The sequence below is a fragment of the Aequorivita viscosa genome, assembly GCF_900106795.1.
Lineage (GTDB): Bacteria > Bacteroidota > Bacteroidia > Flavobacteriales > Flavobacteriaceae > Aequorivita > Aequorivita viscosa.
Genome location: NZ_FNNS01000019.1, coordinates 41065 through 67258 on the forward strand (window position 1 = coordinate 41065; position 26194 = coordinate 67258).

Consider the following 26194-nt stretch of genomic DNA (forward strand, 5'->3'; position numbering starts at 1 on the left):
AGTTGTAAGTTGAAGTTTACCATTAAAATACTAGCGCTGCTATTTACAATAATTATTGTAATGCAATCCTGTGGAATTAAAAAACACATTCCTGAAGAGGAGCGACTTTACACTGGAGCAGCTATTGAAATAAAATCAGATTCGATTATAGAGAATCAAAAACAATTGGAATCTGTATTGACAGAAGCATTACGTCCCGAGCCGAATAAGAAGTTCTTGGGTATGCACCTAGGACTTTACTTTTACTATAAAATGCAACAGGAGAATCCTGGGTTCATCAATAAGTTTCTGTACAAAAGATTGGGAGAGGAGCCCGTTTATCAAAGTGACGTTAAACAGCACGAAGTTAGCGATATCCTTCTTAATCGATTGGAAAATAGAGGCTTTTTCTACAGCTCTGTGCTTTCAGAATTTGAAGAAACCGAAAAAGAAGCTTCGATTACCTATACACTCAAAGTTCTTCCAGCATATAGAATGGAACGCTATAAAGTGGATACCTTGCCCGAACCAATATATTCCGAAATTCAAAAAAGCGTTTCACAGACAAAGCTTTCAAAAGGAATGCGTTTTGATTTGGCAGGAATGAAAATGGAACGAGAGCGTATCGATGGTGATTTAAAACAAAAAGGCTATTATAATTTTAATTCCGATTTCTTAATTTTTGAAGCGGATACAAATCAATATAAAAATAAAAAGTACGATCTTTTTCTACGCTTAAAAAAAGAGGTGCCTAAAAAATCCATAGTGCCATATCACATTTCTAAAATTAATGTATACGCCAATTACGATGTGCAAGATTCTACGATTAGAGAAAAGGTGCGCTTTGATGAAAAAAGTTTTATAAATAGCGAAGACTTCTTCGAGCCAAAGTATTTAGATCCATTTATTACTATGGAAGAAGGTCAGCTTTACAGTCCGTCCGACTCAAGAAACACGGCTAGGCGGCTTGCCACTATTGGGGCCTATAAGTTCGTAAACATTCAATACACTGAGCGAGATTCTGTGCTTACCGACAGTGTAGGGAGCTTAGAAGCTAACATATATTTATCGCCACTAAATAAACGTTCAATTCGAGCGGAGCTTCAGGCAGTAACCAAATCCAATGATTTTGCTGGACCTGGAATTTCTTTAACATATAGTAACAGGAATCTATTTAAAGGAGGTGAATCATATAACACTACAGCAAAATTCGGCTATGAATTTCAATCAGCGAGTGGTGATAAAAAGGGAACAGAAAGTATTGTTTTTGGGTTAAAGAATGAGCTTATTTTTCCACGGGTTATATTTCCCATAAAAATTAATAGTGATTTTTTTAAATACAATATCCCTAAAACAAAAACCAGCATTAGTGTAGATTACCTTAGCAGAACAAAATTGTATTCACTTTTAGCAGCGACGGCACAATTTGGATACTCTTGGCAAGCCAACAGATATGTAACGCACGAGATAATTCCTATTTCTGTAAACTATACCAAGTTGCTAAACACTTCTGTAGAATTTGACTCTATTCTCACTCAAAACCCTTTTCTTAAACGAAGTTTTGAACAGCAATTTATCTCCGGACTTAATTATTCATTTACGTATAACGGAATGGTTGATGCGTATCGTGAACATCAATTTTTCTTTAATACCAATGTTGATGTGGCTGGAAATAGCATCAGTTTATTGGGAAAAGAAAATGAGGATGGCAAAAAGTCATTTTTGGGAATGGAATATGCCCAATACGCAAAAATAGACGTCGATTTTAGATATCATTTAAAAATAGGACGCGATCAAGTTATAGCCACAAGACTCTTTGGTGGCTATGGTTTGCCCTATGGAAATTCGGATGTAATGCCTTATGTAAAACAATATTATTCTGGAGGTCCTTACAGTGTGCGTTCATTTCGAATACGTTCACTCGGACCAGGGACATACGGTGGAGGAAATGATCAAGAAAGCGACTATTTTGACCGTACGGGAAATATTCGGTTAGAAGCTAATATTGAATATCGTTTCCCAATTATTTCATTTTTGAAAGGAGCTCTATTTGTAGATGCAGGTAATATTTGGAATTCTGAAGGGAACGAAGTTTATGAATATAAAGACAAGTTTACTTCCAGTTTTATTAGCGAATTAGGAATGGGAGCGGGCGTAGGACTGCGTGTAGACGTGCAAGGCTTTGTAATTCGATTTGATTTAGCAGCTCCTTTCCACGACCCATCTCAGGAAAAGGGACAACGATTTGACTTTAAGGTTGATCAACCAATTTTCAATTTTGGAATTGGATATCCGTTCTAGACCGTTAAGAGAATTAATCCCATTCTATTTTAAAAACCACGTAGATTTATCAACTCCTTTTCTTTGGATTGCTAGTTTTAAAAAGTTAACTTTCATCTTAATTTAATACTATAAAAGATGATAAAAAAAATAGCTGTTTTGGGACTTGGAAAAGTAGGCAGTCTAGTTGCCACCTTACTGAGTTCAAAGTATGAAGTAGAAGGAATGGATCAGTTTGATGTTAAAGATAAATTGCCATTCGAAGTTTTAAAAGGAGATGTTTCCAACGATAAGAACATTCGTGATTTTCTAAAAGATAAGGATGCAGTAGTTTCGTGCTTGCCGTATTTCCTCAATATTAAAATAGCCGAAACAGCTGTTGATATGGGCGTTCATTATTTCGATTTAACCGAAGATGTGCCAACCCTAAATGCTATTCTGAAAATGTCTGAAAATAGCAATTCAGTATTAGCACCTCAATGTGGCTTGGCCCCTGGATTTATTGGAATTTTAGGTGCTGGGCTTTACGAACAGTTTTCGGAAATTCGTTCGGTGAAATTACGTGTCGGTGCTTTGCCATTGCACCCAATGGGACAATTAGGATATAGCTTTACGTGGAGTGCAGAAGGGGTTATTAATGAATATTTAAATGATGCTGAGGTAATTCAAAACGGAAATCGAAAAATGCTTAGTTCGTTGGACGATGTGGAGTCAATTAATATAAATGGCCGACAGTATGAAGCCTTTTTAACTTCGGGCGGCTTAGGAACAATGTGCGAAACATTAGAAGGAAAAGTAGATACTTTAAATTATAAAACCATACGATATCCAGGGCACAGAGACGGAATGAAGTTATTGCTTTACGACCTACTTTTGAAAGATGACAGAAAGTTGGCGAAAGATATTCTAAACAATGCATTGCCATTGGTAGATGACGATATTGTTTTGGTCTATGCAGCAGTCGAAGGTATTTTGGATGGTAAATTGAGAAGAAAAGAGTTTTCAGAATCTTATCGAAAAATAACTTTAGATAATAAAGATTGGCGGGCCATAAGTTGGACTACTGCTTGTAGCATTTCAACCGTTGTAGATTTGGTTTCGGAAGGAAAGTTGAAAAATCAAGGGTTTATTAAACAAGAAGAAATACCTTTCGATATGTTTATCAAATCACATTTTGGGTCAATGTATGAAACGTATAAGGATCCTAAATAGTTTTGAGTCGAAGAGTAGCCCTACTAAGATTTTTGATTTACGAATTTTGACTTCTGTAAAGGCAATCAATTTTCACGCTTTAACAACACCTTAATTAAAAGCAAACTTTAAGTAAGTAACTTTGTTGTTGAAAAATTGAACAATGGAAAATAGAGAATTGCAGAAAATGACAGTTGGCGGAGGTTGCTTTTGGTGTACAGAGGCGGTTTTTGACCAAATAAAGGGAGTAGAAAAAGTGGTTTCAGGTTATTCTGGTGGTACTGTTCCAGGAACTCCCACGTATCGAGAAGTTTGTAGTGGATTGACGGGGCATGCTGAGGTTATTCAACTTAGCTTCGATGCAGCCTTGATTTCGTATCAAGACTTGTTGAAAATTTTCATGACCAGTCACGATCCTACCACCTTAAACCGTCAAGGAGCAGATGTTGGCACACAGTATCGTTCTGTAATTTTTTATCACGATGAAAATCAAAAAAAAGTTGCTGAAAAGGTTTTAGCCGAAATGGAATCCTATTTTGATGAAGCCATTGTCACTGAACTTTCCCCGTTAGAAAAATTTTTCCCAGCAGAAAGTGACCATCAAGATTATTATGCTAATAATCCATCGCAGGGATATTGTAGAGCTGTTATTTCTCCGAAACTCGCTAAACTTCGAAGATTGCACGCAGATAAGTTAAAATAGAAGTCAGGGATTCCATAAGGAGTTTTATAACATACAAAAGGGACTAAATTCATTAAGATTTTAGTCCCTTTTGTATTTTTAAAACTATTTTAATACTGTTAAACTTCTTTTACGCCTGCACTTGGTGCATTTTTTTTAACCGATGCTATTCCGTTAGAAACGCCACTTTCGGAAGCGTACATTTGGCTGCTACCAATAATTTGTCCATTTGTGGATTTTAAATTAAAATGAAATTTTCCATTGGCCGCTGTCTTTCGTTCATAAAGATCGTCGTTAACAGCATTCGTTTTTATAGATTCAATTCCATTCATAGCAGAAGCTTTGGAGGAATACATCTGACTAGACAAAATAACTTGTCCGTTGGCTGCTTTTAGTACAAAGTGAAATTTTTCACCACTTGCTTTCAGTTCAAACATTGCTTTTGATTTTTTAGATTAAAATAATGAAAGTGTAATATAATAAAAATCTTGGAAAAATATATTTAGTAGACAACAAGAGACCTAATAAATTATAAATAAACTTATCTGAAATCTTTGTATTTGTTGCTAATTAACAATCATTACTGGTGGGCTAAAACATTTTAAAAATACATTCAATCAAAGTTTACAAGCGTTTAAACTGTTTATTCTCGGTAACAGCTTGCTAATGAATTGACTGCTAAGTTTACTGGCAAGTGTGTAGGATTATTCAATTTCATTTTACGGATTAACATTAACAGTTCATTAGACTTTGGTTAGGAATTCTTATTAATTAAATGAGCTATGTTCGTGCTTTTGTAAATAATAACACGTTCCAAATATTTTCTTATGTTCTATAGAATTACTTTTTTGCTTTTTTTAGTTTCATTTTTCGGTTTTTCTCAAGTCGGAATTAATACATCAAATCCCGATTCTTCTAGTATGCTGGATATTTCGGCCACAAATAAGGGACTTTTAATTCCTCGAGTTTCGTTAAACAGTATAACAGATCAGACAACAATTGCATCTCCAGCGCTAAGTCTACTCGTTTTTAATACGGGTAACGCCGTTGCTGAAGGTTTTTACTTTTGGAATGGGACGCAATGGGAAACGCTTAAAACTGAACTTACCGATGCTTGGATGTTGGAAGGAAATACCGTTTTAGAATCTTCTTATGCTTTAGGTACTAATAATGAAATGCCTTTATTGTTTAAGACGAATGGTGTTCAAGTTGCCAATTTTGACCCATCTGGAGAAATTGGAATTGGTTTTGGAAGTAATTCCGGTGGTGTAAATGCTATTGCAATTGGTCGTAATGCAAACGCAGTTTCTGAACAAAACATCGCTATTGGGTTGGGAAGTGGTGCAAATGGAAGTAATACTTTTGCGCTTGGTACTTATGCGGTTGCTTCGGGTGATTACGGAACTGCAGTAGGAACCAATGCTTCTGCCAATGGAAAAAATGCTTCTGCTTTTGGTCATTTAGCGAATGCTTCTGGAGAAGAGTCGGTTTCTGTAGGTGGCGGTTCTAGAGCCGAAGGACTTAGTGCAGTTGCGTTAGGACCTTATGCGGAAGCGACTGCGGTGAAATCATTTTCACTGGGACCAAACACTAAAGCTTCTGCCGAAAACTCTTTTGCTTTAGGTATTGGTGCGGTAGCAGATGTGCCTAATACAGTAATTATTGGAGAAGTACAAGTTCCAGGTGGCATTGATGTTACACCCGTAAATGTGGGTATTGGTACTAAATCACCCAGTGCTCGGTTAGATGTAAATGGCGATGTTAAACTGGGAAGAAAAGGCAATGTTATCAAGGGAATTGCTGGTTTTTCAAGAACACTTACAAGCAGTACAACCATTCCTGCCAATAGTACAGTAATAGTGCCGTTTACTATTCCAACTACAAGCCAGCCATCTACTACAAATGCAACTCTAAATTATACTTTGGCATCTAGTGTTAACGATGCAATATCAGTTAGTTGGGTTAAGTTTAACGGTGTTGGAAATTTAAGAATTAAGTTTAGAAATGAATCTGGGATTCCTGTAGATATAAATGGAGCTAAGGTAAACTTTACCATTGTAGAGTTTTAGAAATAGGACTATTTCATTTTGTTATTATAAACAAGAAAAGCCATATCACTTTAGCATGAACTGCATTGTGACATGGCTCCTTGTAATGTAAATCGTTACCAACCAATTTGCCTAAAGCTAATTCGAGGCAAGTTTGTTAATTCCTTGCGGTCGTGATTTACTTACACGGGTTTCGTTTTTAATAACTGCATTAACATTGAAGTTTAAGCAACTTTAAGAACTAACCCATAACTTTTTAATCTCAATACAATTCAATCTAAAGATTGAGTATCTCAAGCGATTAAAAAGCTTGTAAAGTGAATTCTTTTACTTTCTAAAAAATCATAGTTGCGAACATTCTTTCGATAGTTAGCTCTATTAAAAGTTTAGAAAATTAATGTAAAAGAACGTCGCTTTAATGTATCAACTTAGTAATTAAACCGTTTTGATACTGCTAATATAAGACGGAATTTCGGTTAAACAATGATTTTTATGTCGTTAAAAATCAACAGCTTACTAACATAGGTTATTAACAATTGTTAATAGAAAAAGCCCTGCGTTTACAGGGCTTTTTCGAGTTTTTAACAATAAAAAGATTAGTTACGCTTTTCTTTAATTCGGGCTTTCTTCCCGGTAAGACCTCTAAAGTAAAAGATACGGGCTCTACGTACGCTACCTTTTTTGTTGACTTCTATTTTTTGAAGTGCTGGCATATTAAGAGGGAAAATACGCTCCACTCCAATAGTACCACTCATTTTTCTAATAGTAAAGGTTTTGGTAAGTCCAGTTCCTTTTACTTGAATAACTACGCCACGGAAAAACTGTGTACGTGTTTTTTCACCTTCACGAATTTCGTAATAAACAGTGATGGTGTCCCCAGCGCCAAATTCTGGGAAATCTTTTTTGGTGACAAATTCGTTTTCAACAAATTTTACTAACTCTTCCATTTTATTGAGTTGATAAGGTTTAAATTAAAACAACATTCGCGGTTCTCGCCAGAGGTTGGATTAAGTGGGTGCAAAAGTAAACAATTTAAATAATTTGGCAAGTGCTTTATCCTTTTTTTTGATTGGTGAAGCTTACGATTGTTTAGAACGTGCTATCCATTTATCAATCTTATATTCAAGTAATTCCAACGGAATACTGCCGGTTTCCAAAACTTGATTATGAAACTCACCTATTTTGAATTTATCGCCCAATTCCTTTTCTGCTTTATGGCGGAGTTCCAAGATTTTTAATTGCCCAATCTTATACGATAGTGCCTGACCAGGATTTGCCATATAGCGTTCAATTTCTGAAATGATTCCAGCTTCAGGCTCGGCTTCATTTTGCAAGCAATATTCAATGGCCTCCTCGCGAGTCCAGTCTTTATAGTGCATTCCTGTGTCAACAACCAATCGAACTGCACGGTGCATTTCGGCTCCTAGCATTCCAAAGTATTGATACGGATCTGTGTACAGTCCAAGTTCCTTGCCAAGCGATTCACTATAAAGTGCCCAACCTTCACCATAACCACTGTAAAAAAGTGTTTTTCTGAACATAGGTAAATCTTCATTTTCCTGCGTTAAGGATATTTGATAATGGTGACCAGGAATTGCTTCGTGTAAAAAGAGCGATTCATCGCTGTAAATATTATATTCAGAAGCATCTGGAATTGGCACGTAAAATCTTCCAGCTCGGGTTCCATCTAAACTGCCTGGATTGTATTGCGCACTTGCCGATTTTTCTCTAAACTTTTCAGTTTGTACTACTTCAAAAGCTGTTTTAGGTTTGTTGTCGAATAGCTCTTCAAGCTTTGGTTTCATTTTTTCGTGAATAGCATAGAAATTATCAATAATCTGTTGTGGCTTGCTGTAAGGGGTGAGGTCCTTATTAGTTCGTACGAAATTGAAAAACTCTTGTAGATTTCCTTTAAAACCAATCTCATTTTTCACTTTTTCCATTTCAGACGAAATACGCGCTACTTCGCTTAGCCCTAGTTCGTGAATTTCTTCAGCGGTCATTTCGGTTGTTGTGTACAGTTTTATTTGATGTTTGTAATAATCTTTTCCATTAGGTATATCTTCGATTCCTGTAGTTGTTCTTCCTGAATTTAAATATTCTTCAGAAGTAAACGTGTATAAACTTTGATATGCTGGAATTACCTTTTTTAAAACCATTTCGGCATAAGCCTCTGTAATTGCTTTTTTGTCTTCTTCTGGAAAATCATCAGGAAAGTTTTTAACAGGGGAGAAGAACAGGTTTTTATCTAAATTAGGTTCGGTCATTGCCTTTAGTTGCGGGATCACTTTAACTATCAAGGACTTTGGTAGCACATAACCTGCTGCCATACCTTCTTTCATTCGGCTTTCCGCTGTTTTCAACCAATCTACATATCCATCAACACGTTCCATCCAAATTTTGTAATCGTCTACTGTTTGAAAAGGCTGTGCACTTTTTCCACTAGCTAATTGTCCCATTACAAGATTGACAGACCACATTTGATCAATAGGGAAGTGTGTGCTGTTTTTGAATGAAAGTGTCTCTAAATTGATGTTGCATTCCCAGAGTAAAACATCTTTACTCATTTTTTCGGTATCGGTTAGAGTAGCATCTTCAAATTTTAAAGCTTCTTCTTTAAAGCGTGTGTAATAATTTGTAAGACCAGAAATATATTGGTCTGAAAGAAAATTTGGAAAGCTATTATTGTAGCGTGTATCACCAGAAAAAGTTGCTTTAAGCGGGTTTAGAATTAAACCTTCTTCGTAGTAATTGTTGAGCATCATGTTAAAATCAGCACTCACATTACTGTTTTCAGAGTTGTCTTTTTCGCTCGATTCATTTTTGCACGAAGCGAAAAACGTAATCGCTAGCACAATTAGTATAATTTGTTTGATTTTCATTTTCAGTTGATTTTGGTTGTTGTGTAGTGCTGATAAATACTTATTCTAGCAAATCTGGTCGGCGTTCCTGCGTGCGTTTGTAGGCTTGATCCTCGCGCCATTCCTCGATTTTTCCTGTATTACCACTTGTAAGAATTTCTGGCACGGTCCATCCTTTATATTCTGCGGGACGTGTATAAATAGGTGGCGCAAGTAAATTATCTTGAAAAGAATCTGTTAGAGCGCTGGTTTCATTCCCTAAAACTCCGGGAATTAAACGAATTACGGCATCACAAACTAAAGCTGCAGCAAGTTCACCCCCGCTCAAAACGAAGTCGCCTATGGAAATTTCCCGTGTTATAAAGTGATCACGAACACGTTGGTCTACACCTTTATAATGACCGCAAAGAATAATGATGTTTTCTTTAAGCGAAAGTTCGTTCGCCGCGTATTGGTTAAACGTCTTTCCGTCGGGCGTCATATAGATTATTTCGTCATAATCTCTTTCAGATTTTAATTCTGAAATACATTTGTCAATAGGTTCAATCATCATAACCATTCCAGCACCGCCGCCAAATTGATAATCGTCAATTTGCTTATAGTTATTTGTGGAATAATCCCTAAGATTGTGGGTGTGGACTTCAACCAAGCCTTTTTCAATAGCTCGTTTTAGAATGGAAGCTTCGAACGGGCTTTGAAGTAGTTCGGGAAGGACAGTGATAATATCGATTCGCATTTTGGAAATTAAATTGTGAAAATAATTTTCAAAAATACGTATAAAATCATCCTTTCTTAACTTGCTGTTGTTTTTTGCGTTTTTCTTTTTCCGCTTCTCTTTTCTTTTTCTCTAATTCCCGTCTTTCCTTTCGTGTTAAGTTTGGATTTTTCAGGACTTCGTCGTAATTTATTTCTAGAGGTGGTTGCTCTTTAAACGCTTGAATCCAAGCATTTTTGAATAGGTTGAACACAGTTGGCCAAACGCCAATTTCTAAGTTATTTAGGTTGCCAGCTATTGAAGCCTTGGTTGCTACAGTATCTGTATCTTGATTTTTTAAAGCGAATTTGAAAAAGCCAACAAAGCCTTCCCATAAGTTTTCGGAGTAATTTTCATCTTCACCTATCAATTTTGAATCGGTAAGAATTGGTTTTAAATATCCTAATAAATTACCATTTGCAATTTCCACTTCGCTAAACACGCTGATATTTCCCTTTTCAAAATTTAATTTGGCGTTGTGGTTTGAAAAATCGTTGAAGGCGGTAACATCTGCGTTTTCGATGGAAAAAGAAAGGTCCATTTCTGAAATTTTCTTTGCCAAGTTCATGTTCCCTTCTAAAAACACCTTACCGTTCCCTGTTGAAATTCCTGTAGCCTGAATAGGAGAGGGGAGAATTCGTTCTTTTTCTACCACAATCCTGAGATTGTCTGCGGTGAGTTCAAGTTGACCGATTTGCAATTCCACCCTTGGCTTGGCGGAAAATTGCACAAACGACAATTTGCCGTTGTGAACTTCAAAATTGTTTATATCTAATGGAACAAGGGCGGAAAGTGCTTTTTTCCAATCGTTTGCTTTAGCGATGCCGATTTTCTTATTTTGTTCTTCAAAAATATAGATAAGTTCAGGATTGTCTAAAATAACTTCGCTGACTAATTTTCCGTGAAAAAGTGACTTCCATTGAATAGAAATATCGCTTTTCGGAAAATTTAAAAAAGGAATATTAGATTCTGAAGTGCCTTTGTTTAATTGCATTCCATTAACAACATAGGCGCCACGCAAAAGGGCGATGTCTATATCATCAACTTGTCCGTAGTAGCCTGGAATATCTGCCAGCACTTTGTTCACACGGTTTTTTACCAATGTAGGGAGGTAAAGTCGAAAGGCAATCAGAAGGATTAAAACTATAGTGGGAATTATGAAACGTTTTTTTATAAAATATCGTCTTTTGTGTTGAACCACAGACTTATTGGACTCAGGCATTTTTAAGCTAATTGTTTCGGTAAATTTGCTTCAAAGGGTGTTAGCGTAGGGTTAATGAAGTCATAAAAAAAAAGCATTTTCTTTATGTCTTTTAGGAAGAGAAATTATTGCAAATTCCAAACGGTAATGAAAGAAAAAGTGCTTAGGTTGTGAAACAAAAACCTCCCTTCGGTTTATCGAAAGGAGGTTTTCTAATTCATTTACAAAAAGAACTTTTCTTAATAATACGTATACCTTCTAACCTGAGCAATGTATTTTGCCAAGCGAATTACTTGGTGGCTGTAACCGTATTCGTTATCATACCATATATAAAGCACCATGTTTTTACCATCTTCGGTAGCGATAGTTGCATTGCTGTCAAATATGGCAGGCTGCGCTGTTCCAACAATATCGCTAGATACTAATTCATTGCTAATTGCGTATCTAATCTGCTCTACCAAATCGCCTTCTAAAGCATACTTTTTCATTGCAGCATTGATATCTTCTTTTGAAGCTGCTTTTGCTACTTCTAGATTTAGAACAACCAATGACCCGTTTGGAACTGGCACTCGAATAGCATTTGAAGTTAACTTACCAGCCAATGAAGGTAGTGCTTTTGCAACTGCGCTTCCTGCTCCAGTTTCGGTAATAACCATATTTAAAGCAGCTGCTCTTCCACGACGGTATTTACTGTGCATATTGTCAACCAAATTCTGGTCGTTGGTGTAAGCGTGAATAGTTTCTAAATGGCCACGAACTACACCCCAAGTATCTTCAACTACTTTTAGGATAGGAGTGATAGCGTTTGTGGTACAAGATGCTGCTGAAAAAATATCTACTGTATTTGGATCGTAGTCTGTGTGGTTTACGCCGTGTACAATATTTGGCACCCCTTTTCCAGGAGCTGTAAGTAATACTTTGGCAACGCCTTTTGCTTTTAGGTGGCGACCTAAGGCCACTTCATCGCGGAAAGCGCCTGTGTTGTCGATAACTAAAGCTTCTTCAATGCCGTATTTAGTGTAGTCAATTTCCTCTGGATTGTTAGCAGAAATAACATGAACCCTAGTTCCGTTAATTACCAAAGCGCTGTTTTTAGCATCTACGGAAACAGTTCCTTGAAATTCTCCGTGAACAGAGTCGTGTTGTAATAAAGAGGCTCTTTTTTCTAAAACACTTAGGTCTGCTTTTCCTCTTACAACTATTGCGCGTAATCTTAGTTGGTTTCCTTGACCTGTTCGGGTCATTAACTCTCTTGCAAGTAAACGTCCTATTCGTCCAAATCCGTAAAGAACAACGTCTTTAGGAGAGATGCTGCTAGTTTCTTTGGCGTTTTTTAATTTATCTGAAACAAAGGCTAGTGCGTTTGAGTATTTATCGTCTTCTAAGTGGAATTCGTAGGTTAGTTTTCCAATGTCTAATTTTGAAGGAGGAAGATCTAAGGTTTTGATGGCTTGTGCAATCTCAACCGAATCGAAAATAGAAATTGGTTTTTGAACAAATTCGCCTGCATACTCGTGTAGGCTGAGGATTTCACTCACATTGCGATCGATAAGTTGGTTGCGGAAAAGCACCAATTCAATGGACTTGTCGTACCAAAGGTCGCTAATGATTTTAATAAATTCTACCGTGGCTTTGCGGCGATCGGTTTGAAAGGACAGTTCTTTTTCATAAACGTCATCAAAACTCATAATTGTAATTTTTTAGGCTTCCAACAATGGTTGGGAGCGTGTTAAATTTTGCTGCAAAAATAGGTATTTTCATCCGTGTAATGAAAAATAATCAGAAGTTCTGTTGAAATTCTTTTTTGTCTTATAAGAATGTATAAGATGTTTATTGCTTGTGCATTGCTGCGTGAGAGAAACCGTGTTTCAATTGGGGTTTGCTTAAACTAAACCGTTGCTTTTATTACGGATGGTTTGCTTCGATTTTACAATCGTTTATCGCTTTCACGTCGTTTTTCGTACTTAATATCGCTAAGCATAGACGATTTTATTCCTATAAAGAAATACCAGGCAGTGTTTATGCTACCTATTGGGGTCCAATTAAAGCTCATTTGCCAAGATTCTAAATCTCGCTGAAATCTAAATTGTGTTAAGGTTACCCCGTTATTTTTGAAGTCGTATCCTGATGAAACCCCTACCGTCCAACGAGGAGCAATAGATAAGTTGGTACTTAACATTATAGATTGCGAACTTATTTCGTTTTGTCGTCGCTCATTGCCGTAAGTTATAGTATAGGCAAGACGCATATCCCAAGGGATGCTATAGTTATACCATTCTACATTGGTTCTGGCTTCTTCTTCCTCTTCGGTTTCATCTTCATAGATTCTTCCGTCATAAATATCTGTTGCTTCACCAAACAAGTCGTCTGGTCGCCCTCCATTTCTGAAAGTTTCGTTTTCAGTCCGACTTCTACTGGCAGATCTTTTATTAAAATCCTTACTAGAAAAAGAATAGTTGACGCTCACATTAGCATTTGTGAGACGAAATAAACTACCTCCGTTATTGATGTTAAAAACGTCAATTTTTCTGTTGTTGTTATCTAATGCGTAGGGATCAAGGGTTCCGCTGAAGTTAAGGTCTAATTTTGGAACAACAGGAACACTGCCCGAAAATTGAACGGCACTCCAATTAAGTGAATCGCCCGCAAGGTTGTATGCAGTACTAAAGTTTAAATTGTTTAATAAGGTTACTTTTTTGGGTTCAGTAGCGGTAGAGTCACGATCGCGTATTTTAGCTTCAAAAGTATTACTCAACCCCAATCCAATACTACTAGAAAATATTTTGCTTGGTGGACCGTACATTGTATTTTCAAATCTTGAATATTCAACAATTTCTCCAGCGGCTTCATCTGCTGTTAAAGGGATTCTGAACTCATCATAATACCTGTCAAAAGCGGGATTTACGCTATACCCAATTGAAGGACGGACTACATGTCGAAGCGCTTGAATTTTACTGTCTTTTCCGAAGTTGAAAAGTCCGTAAAGCGTAGTTCCTAGGCTTGTTGAAAAGTTGTAGGTTCGATAGCTGTCAAATCCAGGAACAGTATCTTGAACGATTCCTCCATCACCATCAAAAGCATTCTGGTCGTAGCGTTTACGAGTGGTTTTTAACATCCAGGTTTCTCTGTAATTTGCACCTATAGAAGCACTCAAATACTTTAAAACCTTGAAATTTGTTGTTATTGGAATGTTGTGTTGTGCGCCAATTTGGGCAGCATTGAACATTTCGGGTTTAAAAAAGAGTGAGTCGGTAGTTAAAATTCTATTTTCTGCTGAAAGGCTGTACTGAAAATTAATATTTTGAATTATTCCTTTTTTTGCACCGTTACTTGGGGCAAAGGGATAAATTCTCGAAACACTGGCGTTAAGATTTGGCAACGACATTGAAATTTGTTGTGTATTCGTATTTTGCGAATGCGTGCCCGCGAGTGTTAGGTTAACTTGAGGGTCTCCCTCGAATGTTTTGGAATACGAAACAGATGAACTTAAAGTGTTTACTAAGGCACTTGCATTGTTTGTCTGGTTTATAGATTCGGTGAAATACCTACTACTACCTAAGTTTACAGAAGCCGAAAAACGTGAATTTGGATTGCTCTTGGCGTCTTGTGAATGCGTCCAACGGATATTGTATATGCTACCTTCGCTATAACCAGGGAAACCGCGTTCGCCTTCGACTAAACTTTCAAATCGAGCACTTATATTTCCACGATACTTGTAACGCATTACATAACTCGATTCGCCACGAAGGGCATAGCTACCGTTAGTATAGTAATCTCCCAATAAGCTTATGTCTAAATAGTCGTTTATTGCAAAATAATATCCACCGTTCTGAAAGAAGAATCCGCGGCTGTTGTTTTCTCCAAACGAAGGGATAATAACGCCCGAGGTTCGATCTTCGCTTAATGGAAAATATGCAAAAGGCAACCCAACGGGAGTAGGTACATCGGCAATATACATGTTAGTAAGGCCGGTAACAATCTTTTTCTTAGGAATAAACTTGGCTTTCCTGGTGTAAAAATAATACTCAGGATCATCGATGTTCTTTGAAGTGGTGAACTTAACATTCCTGAGGTATATTACTGAGTCGTTTACTTTTTTGGTTACTTCGGAAATTACGTTAAACCCACTTTGTTCTGTGCGGCTATTAAAGACCAATGCTTTCTCCGAATTAAAATTATATCGAATTGAATCTGGTTCAACTCTATTCGTCCCTTGTACAAAGACTGGTCGCTGACTATAAACTCCCGAACTATCTATTCCCTTGGCATAAACTTCATTTTTGTTGTAATCAAGGATTATTAATCCAGCGTCAATCCGCATATCTTCATAGATAATATATGCGTTGTTATACATATATACCTTCTTTTCTTTTCTATTTAGATAAACGTAATCTTCACCAAAATATTCAACAACATCAGTAAGGGTTTCTTCTGCCGGCTTTATGGAGTCTGTTTTTACGGTATCTTGAGCGCGTTCGTTTAACTCTGAGGCAATAGGTTTCAGGTCAACAGAAAGCGTATCGTTTTTGGCTGCTTCTTGCTTCTCTTGCTTTTCTGTCTTTGGAATGTTTGTATCATTCTTTACAGGAATGTCTTGAGCATGTAAAAACACACCACTAGAAAGCAGAAATGTTAAGAAGATTGTTAAGTAAAGCTTGTTGGTCCGCAATGCTTCGATACGATTATTTTGTAGATTTGGCTCAGTATTTGAAACGGTCAAAAATAAACATATTTTCTCGGGTACGTTTTTTTAATTGAAATTTTAGGAAAAAGGATGGTTTTGATGTGTTATGAAAGTAATCAAGCTGTTGAGAAACATAACGTTGAAGAGCAAAAGTTCTTGGTTAATCCATTAAATGAGTTTTTTGTAGCAAGCTATGTTTAAAACAGTTTCCCGAAAGTTTTAAGTAATAAACAATAATATAAATCGTTGAAAATTATATGAAAATGAAAAGAGTCTTTCCTTTTTTATTACTCACAATTGTTTTGTTTTCAGGGGTTTTTGCTTTCGCAGCAGAAAACTCTAGGAAGCCATTTATTGTTGTATTAGATGCTGGTCACGGAGGTAAAGATCCTGGAAATAGGGGTAACGGCTTTTATGAAAAAGATATTGTGCTTGATGTTACTTTGCAAGTTGGGAAGTTATTAGAAGCTCATAAAGATATTAAGGTTGTTTACACCCGAAAAACAGATGTTTTTGTGGAGTTGAGCAGAAGGGGTCCTATTGCCAATGAAGTAGATGCGGATATTTTTGTTTCTATTCATTGCGACTCTCATAATTCACAAGCACATGGGGTTGGTACTTTTGTAATGGGGGTCGATAAGTCTGGAAGAAATTTAGAGACAGCAAAAAAAGAGAACGAAGTAATATATCTGGAAGATAATTATCAAGAAAGATATGCTGGTTTCGACCCTAATTCACCTGAGTCATTAATCGGGTTGTCTATTATGTTGGAAGAATATCTCGACCAAAGCATAATGCTTGCAGGACTTATTCAAAATAATATTGTAAATAAACTGAAAAGGAAAGATAGAAGCGTTCGGTCTGCTCCGTTTTGGGTGTTGCACAGTTCATATATGCCAAGTGTTTTGGTTGAACTCGGGTTTTTAACAAACAATTCTGAAGGGCCTTATGTTAATTCTAAAAAAGGAAGAAGCGAATTAGCTAGGGAAATTGCAAACGGAATAATTGCTTATAAAAATCAAATTTCGTTGGCTACCGAAGACTTTAAAAATCCAATTATTACAGATGAAAAAATGGAAAAGGCCATAGAAAGTGCAGCCGAAAATATTTACGATGGGGTCAGTTTTAAGGTGCAACTTGCGGCAAGTAGCAATAAATTAGATACAAAGCCTTCAAACTTTAAAGGGTTAAAAGATGTAAGTAGGGAAAAAGAAGACGGACTTTATAAATATTATTACGGAGACACTTCAGACTACAATAAAATCGAAATGTTAAAAACCTTTGCGCGACAAAAAGGGTTTAGCTCTGCTTATGTTGTTGCTTTTGAAAAAGGAAAAAAGGTAAATCTTTCACAAGTGTTAAAATCGAAAGCCAATTAGTGGGCTTTCGTTATATTTATCACTTAAATTTGTCCATAATCTAAATTCATTCACTTGAAACTATCCAAAGAAGTAAAAACTGGGATTCTCGCCATCGGTGCTATACTGTTGTTGATATTTGGCTACAACTATTTAAAAGGTACAAACCTACTAGAGAAACATCGTGAGTTTTTTGTAAAATACCAAAATGTGGAAGGCCTTGCCATCGCCGCCCCAGTAACCATTAACGGACTAACCGTCGGGAAAGTTCAGGATATTTCATTCGCAAATCAAAAAGGAGGACTTATAGTTAAGTTTTCAGTTGAAAAAGACTTTGATTTTTCTAAGAATAGTATTGTAAGAATATATAGTACTGGGCTTATTGGAGGAAAGTCATTAGGAATATTCCCTCAATACGACTCAAGTAACATTGCTAAAAGTGGCGATACCTTAGCTGGCGATATTGAAGATGGGATGCTTTCTGCAGTAACAAAAGCGCTTGGACCTCTAGAGAAAAAGGTGAGTAATACATTAGCTACAGTAGATACACTTTTGTTAAACGTAAATGATATTGTAGATACTGAAACTCGCAAAAACCTTAAAGAAGCAATCTTAAATCTGAATACTACACTAAATTCTTTTTCAGGAGTGTCTGAAAACTTGAATAACATCTTGTCAAACAACACTTCAAAACTGAATAGTACCTTTACCAATCTCGACAAAACAACAGGAAATCTTTCTAGACTTACAGATTCATTGGCACAATTAGAAACAGGAAAACTGGTTACCGACCTTCAGAACGTAGTTGATAAAATGAATGCAATTGTAAGTGGGGTGGATAATGGGGAAGGCTCTATTGGTAAATTATTGAAAGATGATAAACTATACGAAAACCTAGAAGGAGCGTCCCGTCAATTGGAGCAATTGCTTCAAGACGTAAAGCTCAATCCAAAACGATATGTTCATATTTCAGTTTTTGGAAAAAAGAATAAAGAATACGTAGCACCAGAAAACCCAGACCTTTAAACCATGCAATATATTCCGAATATAATTTTCTTCATCGTACTCGTAGCCGGCGTAGGTTATTTTACTCTTAACGTTCGCAAACTTATTCGCAACATTAAACTCGGGCGAAAAGTCGATGCCTCCGACAATGTTTCTCAGCGTTGGAGTAATGTGTTTCGAATAGCACTAGGACAATCAAAAATGGTAGTTAGACCAATCCCAGGTTTGCTGCATATTATAGTTTATGTAGGATTTATTATTATCAACATTGAGATGTTGGAAATTATTTTCGACGGTCTTTTTGGTACGCATAGAGTGCTCTCTACAATACTGCCCGAGAGTTTGTACAACTTTTTAATTGGCTCTTTCGAGATATTGGCGTTTTTGGTTTTAGTTGGTGTAATTGTTTTTTGGATACGAAGAAACATACAAAAGGTAAAACGATTTTGGGCTCGCGAAATGAAAGGTTGGCCAAAAAGTGATGGAAATATCATTTTGTATTTCGAAATGGTATTGATGATATTGTTTTTAGTTATGAATGCTGCCGACCAACAATTACAAGCATTGGGCGCGGCACATTATGCCGAAGTCGGGGCGTTTCCAATCAGTCAATTTATCGCGCCAATCTTTAGCGGTCTTTCTGAAGCCAGTCTCGTCGCAATAGAAAGAGGAGCTTGGTGGTTACATATTGTTGGAATCTTAGTGTTTCTTAACTACCTGTATTTTTCAAAACACCTTCATATTATCCTTGCATTTCCAAATGTTTATTTCGGAAGGGTTGAACCACAAGGAAAATTTAAAAATCTTGATTCGGTAACCGCAGAGGTTAAAATGATGATGGATCCAAATGCCGATCCGTTTGCAGCGCCACCAGAAGGTGCAACCGAAGCTCCCTCAAAGTTTGGTGCTAGCGATGTAATGGATTTAACCAGAACCCAGTTACTCGGTGCATATACGTGTACCGAATGTGGTCGTTGTACTAGTGTCTGTCCAGCGAATATTACAGGTAAATTGCTGTCGCCAAGGAAGATAATGATGGATACCCGCGACCGTTTAGAAGAAGTAGGGAAAAACATCGATAAAAATGGGGAGTTTCAACCCGACGGAAAACAATTATTGGACAATTACATTCTCCGCGAAGAACTTTGGGCTTGTACCACTTGTAATGCGTGTGTTGAAGCCTGCCCTGTAAGCATCGAACCAATGAGCATAATTATGGAAATGCGCCAATATTTAGTTATGGAGCAATCGGCTGCCCCGCAAGAACTGAATGTCGCTATGACTAATATTGAAAACAACAGCGCACCCTGGCCCTATAACCAAATGGATCGTTTAAATTGGAAAGACGAGAATTAAACCTTAGATCACCCAATACATAAAGGGTTTATTTAAATAGCTTGAGCAAATTCGTCGTGTCGCTAAGACGATAATGATTATAGAATTGCTTGATCAATAAAAATCAGTTAATAGAAAAAAGTTAAAAATTAATAGGAATATCCTATTAAAGTTTAACATTGAAAAATTTACATTATTATAATGAGTGAACCAATAAAAGTACCCACGATGGCTGAGTATGCAGCCCAAGGCAAAATGCCAGAAGTTCTTTTTTTTGTAGGATGTGCCGGCAGTTTTGACGATCGAGCAAAAAAGATAACAAAGGCTTTCGTGAAAATCTTAAATAATGCAAATATTGATTTTGCCGTTTTAGGTACTGAAGAAGGCTGCAATGGCGACCCTGCAAAACGCGCCGGAAATGAATTCCTTTTCCAAATGCAAGCCATGATGAATATAGAAGTATTAAATGGCTACGGAATAAAAAAAATAGTAACCGCGTGCCCGCATTGCTTCAACACCATAGGGAATGAATACCCAGGTTTGGGTGGAAATTATGAAGTTATGCACCACACTCAATTTTTAAAATCCTTGTTAGAAGACGGAAGATTAAAAGTTGAAGGCGGAAAATTTAAAGGAAAACGAATCACGTTCCACGACCCTTGCTATTTGGGAAGAGCAAATAACGAATACGAAGCTCCGCGAAATCTTTTAGAAAAATTAGATGTGGAATTGCTCGAAATGAAACGAAGTAAAAAGAACGGACTTTGCTGTGGTGCGGGAGGTGCTCAAGCCTTTAAAGAACCAGAAAACGGAACTAAAGACATTAATATAGAACGTACAGAAGAAGCATTAGAAACAACTTCAGAAATAATTGCCACTGGCTGCCCGTTCTGTATGATGATGATGACTGATGGAGTAAAAGCAAAAAACGCCGAAAACAAAGTTGAGGTTATGGATATCGCCGAAATGATAGCCAGCGCCGACGATTTGTAATTTCCCTGTTTCAGCATCAAATAATAAAGACCTGCAAGGTGTAGCCAAGGAACGAGGCCTCCTTGTGGGTTTATACGTATAATAAAACCATTGTTTTATTAAGGTCAAATACTTCCAAAATATATTTTAAAGAATAAATAGCCGTTAGGTACGTTGCTATTACCTAATAGGAGTAATATAAAGAAAACGAAAAATGTTGACAGAATTTAAAAACCTCCCTGATAATTCTAGAATTTGGGTATATCAGGCAAACCGAAAATTAAGCGAACAAGAAGTTGCTGAAATTACAGAAAAAACAAACGAGTTTTTAACCAAATGGACAGCCCACGGTGCAGCACTCGAAGCTGCATTGGAGATTAAATATAACCGCTTTATTGTTATCGGGCTTAATCAAGCAAACGCCTCGGCCTCTGGGTGCAGTATTGATGCCTCAGTTCACTTTATTCAAACGTTAGAGAAAGAATATGATATTGATTTACTCGATAAAATGAACGTTACCTTTTACTCCGGCGAATTCATTGCTTATAAGCCTTTAGCCGAGTTTAAAAAAATGGCGAAAGATAAGTCGGTTTCAAAAAATACAGTTGTTTTCAATAATCTTGTAAATACAAAAGCAGAGTATCTTGAAAACTGGGAAGTGCCTGCAAAAGAAAGCTGGCACAGTAGATTTTTATCATAAAAAAGCGCTCATAGCTATGAAGAAAGCATTGCTTTTTATTTTTACTTTATTCGTTTGTTTTACGGTTTTGTCCCAAGAAAGAAATCCGCTAATTGTTAAGGGTGAATTCATAAACCAAAAGAAATGGGTCGATAGTATTTATGAAAATATGACTATCCAAGAAAAAATGGGGCAACTCTTTATGGTCGATATTTTTTCTAGCGATCCTAAATCTAAATCCGATAAAATAAAAGACCTTATTTCCAATTACCACATTGGGGGAGTAATCTTTTCAAAAGGAGGGCCTATGCAACAGGCTAAACTTAACAATGAGTTTCAGGAATTAGCTAAAGTTCCATTAATGATTGGGATGGACGCCGAATGGGGACTCTCCATGCGCCTCGACTCGACCTATGCTTTTCCTTGGAATATGACATTGGGCGCTATTACAGATAATAAAATTGTTGAAAAAGTAGGTAAGCGAATTGGAGAACATTCCAAACGGTTAGGAGTGCACATTAACTTTGCACCTGTAGTGGATATTAATACGAATCCGAAAAATCCAATTATCGGAAATCGTTCTTTTGGAGAGGATAAAAAAAATGTAACCGAAAAGGCACTCGCTTTTATGAAAGGTATGCAAAGCGCTGGAATTATGGGTAGCGCAAAGCATTTTCCTGGTCACGGCGATACAGATCAAGACAGTCATAAAACCTTGCCTACAATAGATTTTTCTAGGGAAAGACTAGATACCTTAGAACTCTATCCTTATAGGAGGTTGATAAATGAAGGTCTTAACAGTGTAATGGTTGCCCACTTAAATGTTCCTGCCCTAGAACCGCAATATAATTTTCCCTCCTCACTTTCTTCCAAAATAGTTACAGAACTTCTAAAAGAGGAATTAGGTTTCAACGGACTTATTTTTACCGATGCACTAAATATGAAAGGCGCGTCTAACTTCAAAAATCCGGGTGAAATAGAACTTGCAGCTTTTTTAGCGGGAAACGATATATTGTTAATTCCTGAAGATGTGCCAAAAGCCATGGCGTTCTTGGTAACGGCCTATGAAAACGAAATAATTACAGAAAAACGTCTAGCAACATCGGTTAAGAAAATTCTGTATGCCAAATATAAAGTGGGTTTAAACAACTATAAACCCGTAAATATGACTTATTTGGTAGAAAGCCTGAATACGGTTAATGATGATGCCCTTTATGAAGAAGCAATGGCAAATGCATTGACTGTTATAAAAAATGATCGCGCCATTCTTCCTATAAAAGATTTAAAAAAGAAAAGCATAGCGTATATCAATCTAGGTGATGATTCGGGAGAAGATTTTCTAAATGAATTAAAAAAATATGGCAATGTAACGTGGGTGAAAGCAAATAGCTTAGACGAGTATATCGAAAAACTTAAAGAATATAATTATGTAATTATTGGTTTTCATAAATCGAACGACAATCCTTGGCGAAAGTTTGAATTTACCGATAAAGAATTGGTTTGGATGTATGAAATCGCTCGAACAAATACCGTTATTCTCGATGTTTTTGCCAGGCCATATGCCATGTTGGATTTAAAAACGACAGCCAATTTTGAAGGTGTAATAATGTCGTATCAAAACAGTAAAATTTCTCAGCAATTATCTGCCCAACTTATTTTTGGAGCAAGAGAGGCTAAAGGAAAACTTCCTGTTTCTTTAGGTGAAGATTTTCCTTTAAATACTAATTTCAACACAAAATCTTTACGACGACTTCAATACGGAACTCCCGAAAGTGTTGGAATGAATAGTCATAAACTAAGAAAAATAGATTCGCTTGCAGCGAAAGGTATAAAAGAAGGCATGTTCCCGGGAGCACAAATTTTAGTGGCTCGAAAAGGAAAAGTTATTTATCAAAAAAACTTCGGCTATCACGAGTATGATGAAAAAATTGCTGTTGAAGACACAACAGTTTATGATTTGGCGTCCTTGACAAAAATTTTGGCAGCACTACCTATGGTAATGGAATTGGTAAATAAAAAAGAACTTTCTTTAAGCACCAAGCTTTCCGAAATGCTTCCAGAATACAAAAACTCCAATAAAGCCAATATAACCTTGATGCAAATGTTATCGCATTACGCAAGGTTAAAGGCTTGGATTCCTTTCTTTCGAAATACACTCAATGAAAATAATACAGGGCCATCGTCAAAATATTATTCAGATATAGCAGGAAAAGATTTCAACGTAAAAGTCGCTGAAGACCTATATATGCGCAGAGATTATATAGATACAATTTTTAAGACAATTCGCGAAAGTGACCTAAATTCAAGACTTGCATATAAGTATAGCGATTTACCGTATTATATCTTAAAGCAGTATTTAGAACGTAAGTTTCAAAAACCAATGGAAACTATTGTTCAAGAAAACCTTTACGAATCGTTAGGAGCTAATTACACTGGTTATCTTCCGTTAGAAAAGTTTTCAAAAAATAATATTCCTCCAACCGAACAAGACGATTTATTTAGAAAACAGAAAGTTCAAGGCTATGTGCACGACCAAGGAGCTGCAATGTTAGGTGGAGTAAGTGGTCATGCAGGACTTTTCAGTAACTCCAACGACGTGGCAAAAATTATGCAGATGTTCCTTTGGAAAGGGTTTTATGGCGGAGTTAGATACTTTAATCCAGATGTTTTCGACGAGTTTAATCAATGTTATTACTGTAATAAAAATGTGAGGCGAGGCGTTGGTTTCGATAAACCACAGTTAGGCACCAGTGGACCTACTTGCGGTTGCGTATCTATGACGAGTTTTGGCCACAGCGGTTTTACAGGAACTTTTACTTGGGCAGATCCAGAAGCGGAAATAGTGTACGTTTTCCTTTCGAATAGAACCTTTCCAGACGCAGAAAATCGCAAGTTAATTCGAAGTGATCTTAGAAGTAATATCCAAGCGATAATTTATGAGGCGATTGATTATTGAAATACCTGAAGTTGATTATCTATATAGGTGTAAAATCCTAAAATTAAAATAGTAACAGTTAAAGAATTACCCGTCTTTGCGGGCTTATATATGAAAATAGCAATAGTATGTTACCCAACGTTTGGCGGGAGTGGAGTAGTAGCTACCGAATTAGGTTTGGCACTTGCCGAACAAGGTCACGAAATACATTTTATAACCTACAAACAGCCTGTACGACTGGAGCTTCTTTCAAAGAATATCCACTTTCACGAAGTAACCGTTCCAATTTATCCGCTTTTTCATTATCAACCCTACGAGCTTGCCCTTTCGAGCAAATTGGTAGATATGGTAAAGCTGCATAAAATTGAAGTCCTTCACGTTCATTACGCCATTCCCCACGCCTATGCTGGATATATGGCGAAAAAAATGCTTGCTGAGGAAAATATTTTTATCCCAATGGTGACAACGCTTCACGGTACAGATATTACCTTGGTAGGAAATCACCCTTTTTACAAGCCTGCAGTAACTTTCAGCATTAATAATAGCGATGTAGTTACTTCGGTTTCCCAAAGTTTAAAAGAGGATACCCTAAGGCTTTTTGATATTAAAAAAGAAATTCACGTAGTACCGAATTTTATCGATATCCCGAAAAAGATAAACCCTGTTACCGATTGTCAGCGTGATTTAATGGCCGAAAAACATGAACGAATTATTACGCACGTGAGTAACCTTAGAAAAGTTAAACGTGTACAAGATGTAATAGAAATCTTTGACCGCATTCAACAGAAAACTCCTTCTAAACTAATTATGGTTGGGGAAGGGCCAGAACGTGAATCTTGTGAAAAATTATGTGAGGAAAAAGGCATTTCTGAAAAAGTGATGTTTTTAGGGAATAGTAACGAAGTAGATAAAATTCTTTGTTTTACCGATCTTTTCTTACTTCCATCAGAGAAAGAAAGTTTTGGTTTAGCAGCTCTAGAAGCTATGGCCTGTGGTGTTCCGGTTATTTCTAGTAACACAGGCGGCTTACCAGAAGTAAATATTCAAGGTGTGAGTGGTTATTTAAGTGAAGTAGGTAATGTGGAAGAAATGGCAGAAAACGCACTGAAAATTTTAGACACCGATGAAACCTTAAATGCCTTTAAAAAGCAAGCCATCGAGTCTGCAATGGTTTACGACACCAAAAAAGTCGTGCCTATGTATGTAAAATTATACAAAATGGCTTTAGAAAAGGAGTATAGTTTAAGAAACGATCAGTCTGTTTAGTAAAACAGATTGCTGTCCATCGACTCATTGACAATAAAAAAACAGGTTGAAACTGAGTAACATAGCTGTTGCGAAAAAGTTTGGCTAAAACCAGATTTACGCACTGCCTTTTGTCCACGGGCTAAACCTGCCCATTCCGTTAAGTTTGGTTCCGTGATTAATCAACGTCTTTCCGAATAATCTCGCGTTTTTGCTCGGGGTTAAGTAGATAAAAGTAGATAAAAGCTGTTGGCTTTAGCTAAATTCTTTTAGAGATATAAATCGAAAAAACAACTTAAGCTACACAAAAAGTAAAAATACCCGAATCGAGCCGGGCATTTTTACTGTATAAAATATATCTAGAATCCTAAAATTGATAACGGGCACTTAATCCCACATCAATCCCTAGATCATCATTATATCCTAAATTAAATTGTGGCCGTGCATCAATAGAAAGTAATAGCGGAAAATCAAAGCTATACTCGATTCCTACCGTACCTGTTACAAAACCGTAAAAGTCCGAGTCTCGCTTGTCATCATAATCATCATCGTAATAATACCTATCATAATTTACAATACCAAGCCCAGCTCCAGGACCGGCATACCAATTAAAACCGCCATCAATATTCCAAACCCATTGATAAATACCTGTTAATTTAAAACCGTCATGATGTCTATAATTGTGCCAAGCTAGACCAAACTCTAAACGGTTGTTGTCGCCAATTCCTCTTTGATAATTAACCTCGGGACCAAACCCGTCATTGTCTCCTAATCGCACTCCAATAGCGTTTTTAGCGATTTCTTGTGCACTTCCCTCAAATCCAAAGGCTACGGCTATAAGAATTAAAAAAATGTACTTTTTCATAATTTTTTGTTTTAGTTATAATAGTATACAAAGCTAGATGTAATAAGAGCTCGCCTTAGTTAACGCCTTGCTAATCCTTTCCTAATCCTTTCCTTAGATTTTGCAAATTTGTGTTAAGTA

19 protein-coding genes are annotated in these 26194 nt (G+C 36.7%); 11 read left to right on the plus strand and 8 right to left on the minus strand.

The window, feature by feature from the left end:
- Positions 1-9 precede the first annotated feature (9 nt).
- The 3 genes from tamL (at position 10) to msrA (ending at position 4153) form a co-directional block, all read left to right on the plus strand.
- Positions 10-2280, plus strand: a complete 2271-nt coding sequence (tamL, locus tag BLW28_RS11335) for a translocation and assembly module lipoprotein TamL (RefSeq protein WP_394331666.1) — start codon at positions 10-12, stop codon at positions 2278-2280.
- Between the two features lie 117 nt (positions 2281-2397).
- Entirely contained in the window at positions 2398-3471 is a 1074-nt protein-coding gene (locus BLW28_RS11340; protein ID WP_234946486.1) for a saccharopine dehydrogenase family protein, read from the plus strand.
- Between the two features lie 142 nt (positions 3472-3613).
- Positions 3614-4153 carry a peptide-methionine (S)-S-oxide reductase MsrA gene (msrA, locus tag BLW28_RS11345; RefSeq protein ID WP_073219397.1) on the plus strand — a complete coding sequence of 180 codons (540 nt, stop codon included), beginning with the start codon at positions 3614-3616 and terminating at the stop codon, positions 4151-4153.
- Positions 4154-4251: 98 nt separating this feature from the next.
- Here msrA and BLW28_RS11350 read toward each other — a convergent pair whose 3' ends face one another.
- Positions 4252-4569 carry a YegP family protein gene (locus tag BLW28_RS11350; RefSeq protein WP_073219399.1) on the minus strand — a complete coding sequence of 106 codons (318 nt, stop codon included), beginning with the start codon at positions 4567-4569 and terminating at the stop codon, positions 4252-4254.
- Between the two features lie 390 nt (positions 4570-4959).
- On the opposite strand from BLW28_RS11350, the gene BLW28_RS11355 reads away from it, so the two are divergent.
- Complete coding sequence (locus BLW28_RS11355) at positions 4960-6201, plus strand: hypothetical protein (RefSeq protein ID WP_073219402.1); 1242 nt, start codon at positions 4960-4962, stop codon at positions 6199-6201.
- Between the two features lie 575 nt (positions 6202-6776).
- Here the strand turns inward: BLW28_RS11355 and rplS are convergent.
- The 6 genes from rplS to BLW28_RS11385 form a co-directional block, all read right to left on the minus strand.
- Positions 6777-7127, minus strand: coding sequence for a 50S ribosomal protein L19 (gene rplS, locus BLW28_RS11360; protein WP_073219405.1), 351 nt, complete (start codon positions 7125-7127; stop codon positions 6777-6779).
- Between the two features lie 132 nt (positions 7128-7259).
- Positions 7260-9062, minus strand: a complete 1803-nt coding sequence (locus BLW28_RS11365) for a DUF885 domain-containing protein (protein ID WP_073219408.1) — start codon at positions 9060-9062, stop codon at positions 7260-7262.
- Positions 9063-9102: 40 nt separating this feature from the next.
- A complete protein-coding gene (gene trmD / locus BLW28_RS11370; protein ID WP_073219411.1) occupies positions 9103-9777 on the minus strand; it encodes a tRNA (guanosine(37)-N1)-methyltransferase TrmD in 675 nt (224 codons plus the stop codon).
- A 46-nt stretch (positions 9778-9823) separates the two neighbouring features.
- Positions 9824-11017 (minus strand): AsmA family protein, encoded by a 1194-nt coding sequence (locus BLW28_RS11375; protein ID WP_073219414.1) that lies wholly within the window; start codon positions 11015-11017, stop codon positions 9824-9826.
- A 218-nt stretch (positions 11018-11235) separates the two neighbouring features.
- Positions 11236-12684, minus strand: coding sequence for a glyceraldehyde-3-phosphate dehydrogenase (locus BLW28_RS11380; protein WP_073219417.1), 1449 nt, complete (start codon positions 12682-12684; stop codon positions 11236-11238).
- Between the two features lie 239 nt (positions 12685-12923).
- On the minus strand, positions 12924-15716 hold the full coding sequence (locus tag BLW28_RS11385; RefSeq protein ID WP_073219420.1) for a putative LPS assembly protein LptD: 2793 nt from the start codon (positions 15714-15716) through the stop codon (positions 12924-12926).
- 227 nt (positions 15717-15943) lie between these two features.
- Between BLW28_RS11385 and BLW28_RS11390 the strand changes: the two genes are divergently transcribed.
- The 7 genes from BLW28_RS11390 (at position 15944) to bshA (ending at position 25230) form a co-directional block, all read left to right on the plus strand.
- A complete protein-coding gene (locus BLW28_RS11390) occupies positions 15944-17059 on the plus strand; it encodes an N-acetylmuramoyl-L-alanine amidase family protein (protein WP_234946487.1) in 1116 nt (371 codons plus the stop codon).
- Between the two features lie 54 nt (positions 17060-17113).
- Positions 17114-18064, plus strand: a complete 951-nt coding sequence (locus tag BLW28_RS11395) for an MlaD family protein (RefSeq protein ID WP_073219425.1) — start codon at positions 17114-17116, stop codon at positions 18062-18064.
- A 3-nt stretch (positions 18065-18067) separates the two neighbouring features.
- A complete protein-coding gene (locus tag BLW28_RS11400; protein WP_073219432.1) occupies positions 18068-19399 on the plus strand; it encodes a 4Fe-4S dicluster domain-containing protein in 1332 nt (443 codons plus the stop codon).
- A 180-nt stretch (positions 19400-19579) separates the two neighbouring features.
- Positions 19580-20371 carry a (Fe-S)-binding protein gene (locus BLW28_RS11405; protein WP_073219438.1) on the plus strand — a complete coding sequence of 264 codons (792 nt, stop codon included), beginning with the start codon at positions 19580-19582 and terminating at the stop codon, positions 20369-20371.
- A 193-nt stretch (positions 20372-20564) separates the two neighbouring features.
- On the plus strand, positions 20565-21050 hold the full coding sequence (locus tag BLW28_RS11410; protein WP_073219441.1) for an ABC transporter ATPase: 486 nt from the start codon (positions 20565-20567) through the stop codon (positions 21048-21050).
- Between the two features lie 16 nt (positions 21051-21066).
- Positions 21067-23985 carry a serine hydrolase domain-containing protein gene (locus BLW28_RS11415; protein ID WP_073219446.1) on the plus strand — a complete coding sequence of 973 codons (2919 nt, stop codon included), beginning with the start codon at positions 21067-21069 and terminating at the stop codon, positions 23983-23985.
- Positions 23986-24075: 90 nt separating this feature from the next.
- Positions 24076-25230, plus strand: coding sequence for an N-acetyl-alpha-D-glucosaminyl L-malate synthase BshA (gene bshA, locus BLW28_RS11420; RefSeq protein ID WP_073219450.1), 1155 nt, complete (start codon positions 24076-24078; stop codon positions 25228-25230).
- Between the two features lie 346 nt (positions 25231-25576).
- Here bshA and BLW28_RS11425 read toward each other — a convergent pair whose 3' ends face one another.
- A complete protein-coding gene (locus BLW28_RS11425; RefSeq protein ID WP_073219454.1) occupies positions 25577-26074 on the minus strand; it encodes a hypothetical protein in 498 nt (165 codons plus the stop codon).
- Positions 26075-26194 lie beyond the last annotated feature (120 nt).

What these genes read in the sequence shown, in the direction of transcription:
- BLW28_RS11425 (WP_073219454.1), bottom strand. Translation starts at nt 26,074, where the DNA reads ATGAAAAAGTACATTTTTTTAATTCTTATAGCCGTAGCCTTTGGATTT.
- rplS (WP_073219405.1), bottom strand. Translation starts at nt 7,127, where the DNA reads ATGGAAGAGTTAGTAAAATTTGTTGAAAACGAATTTGTCACCAAAAAA.
- BLW28_RS11340 (WP_234946486.1), top strand. Translation starts at nt 2,398, where the DNA reads ATGATAAAAAAAATAGCTGTTTTGGGACTTGGAAAAGTAGGCAGTCTA.
- msrA (WP_073219397.1), top strand. Translation starts at nt 3,614, where the DNA reads ATGGAAAATAGAGAATTGCAGAAAATGACAGTTGGCGGAGGTTGCTTT.
- BLW28_RS11350 (WP_073219399.1), bottom strand. Translation starts at nt 4,569, where the DNA reads ATGTTTGAACTGAAAGCAAGTGGTGAAAAATTTCACTTTGTACTAAAA.
- BLW28_RS11355 (WP_073219402.1), top strand. Translation starts at nt 4,960, where the DNA reads ATGTTCTATAGAATTACTTTTTTGCTTTTTTTAGTTTCATTTTTCGGT.
- BLW28_RS11400 (WP_073219432.1), top strand. Translation starts at nt 18,068, where the DNA reads ATGCAATATATTCCGAATATAATTTTCTTCATCGTACTCGTAGCCGGC.
- BLW28_RS11375 (WP_073219414.1), bottom strand. Translation starts at nt 11,017, where the DNA reads ATGCCTGAGTCCAATAAGTCTGTGGTTCAACACAAAAGACGATATTTT.
- BLW28_RS11405 (WP_073219438.1), top strand. Translation starts at nt 19,580, where the DNA reads ATGAGTGAACCAATAAAAGTACCCACGATGGCTGAGTATGCAGCCCAA.
- BLW28_RS11365 (WP_073219408.1), bottom strand. Translation starts at nt 9,062, where the DNA reads ATGAAAATCAAACAAATTATACTAATTGTGCTAGCGATTACGTTTTTC.
- BLW28_RS11415 (WP_073219446.1), top strand. Translation starts at nt 21,067, where the DNA reads ATGAAGAAAGCATTGCTTTTTATTTTTACTTTATTCGTTTGTTTTACG.
- bshA (WP_073219450.1), top strand. Translation starts at nt 24,076, where the DNA reads ATGAAAATAGCAATAGTATGTTACCCAACGTTTGGCGGGAGTGGAGTA.
- trmD (WP_073219411.1), bottom strand. Translation starts at nt 9,777, where the DNA reads ATGCGAATCGATATTATCACTGTCCTTCCCGAACTACTTCAAAGCCCG.
- BLW28_RS11390 (WP_234946487.1), top strand. Translation starts at nt 15,944, where the DNA reads ATGAAAAGAGTCTTTCCTTTTTTATTACTCACAATTGTTTTGTTTTCA.
- BLW28_RS11410 (WP_073219441.1), top strand. Translation starts at nt 20,565, where the DNA reads ATGTTGACAGAATTTAAAAACCTCCCTGATAATTCTAGAATTTGGGTA.
- BLW28_RS11380 (WP_073219417.1), bottom strand. Translation starts at nt 12,684, where the DNA reads ATGAGTTTTGATGACGTTTATGAAAAAGAACTGTCCTTTCAAACCGAT.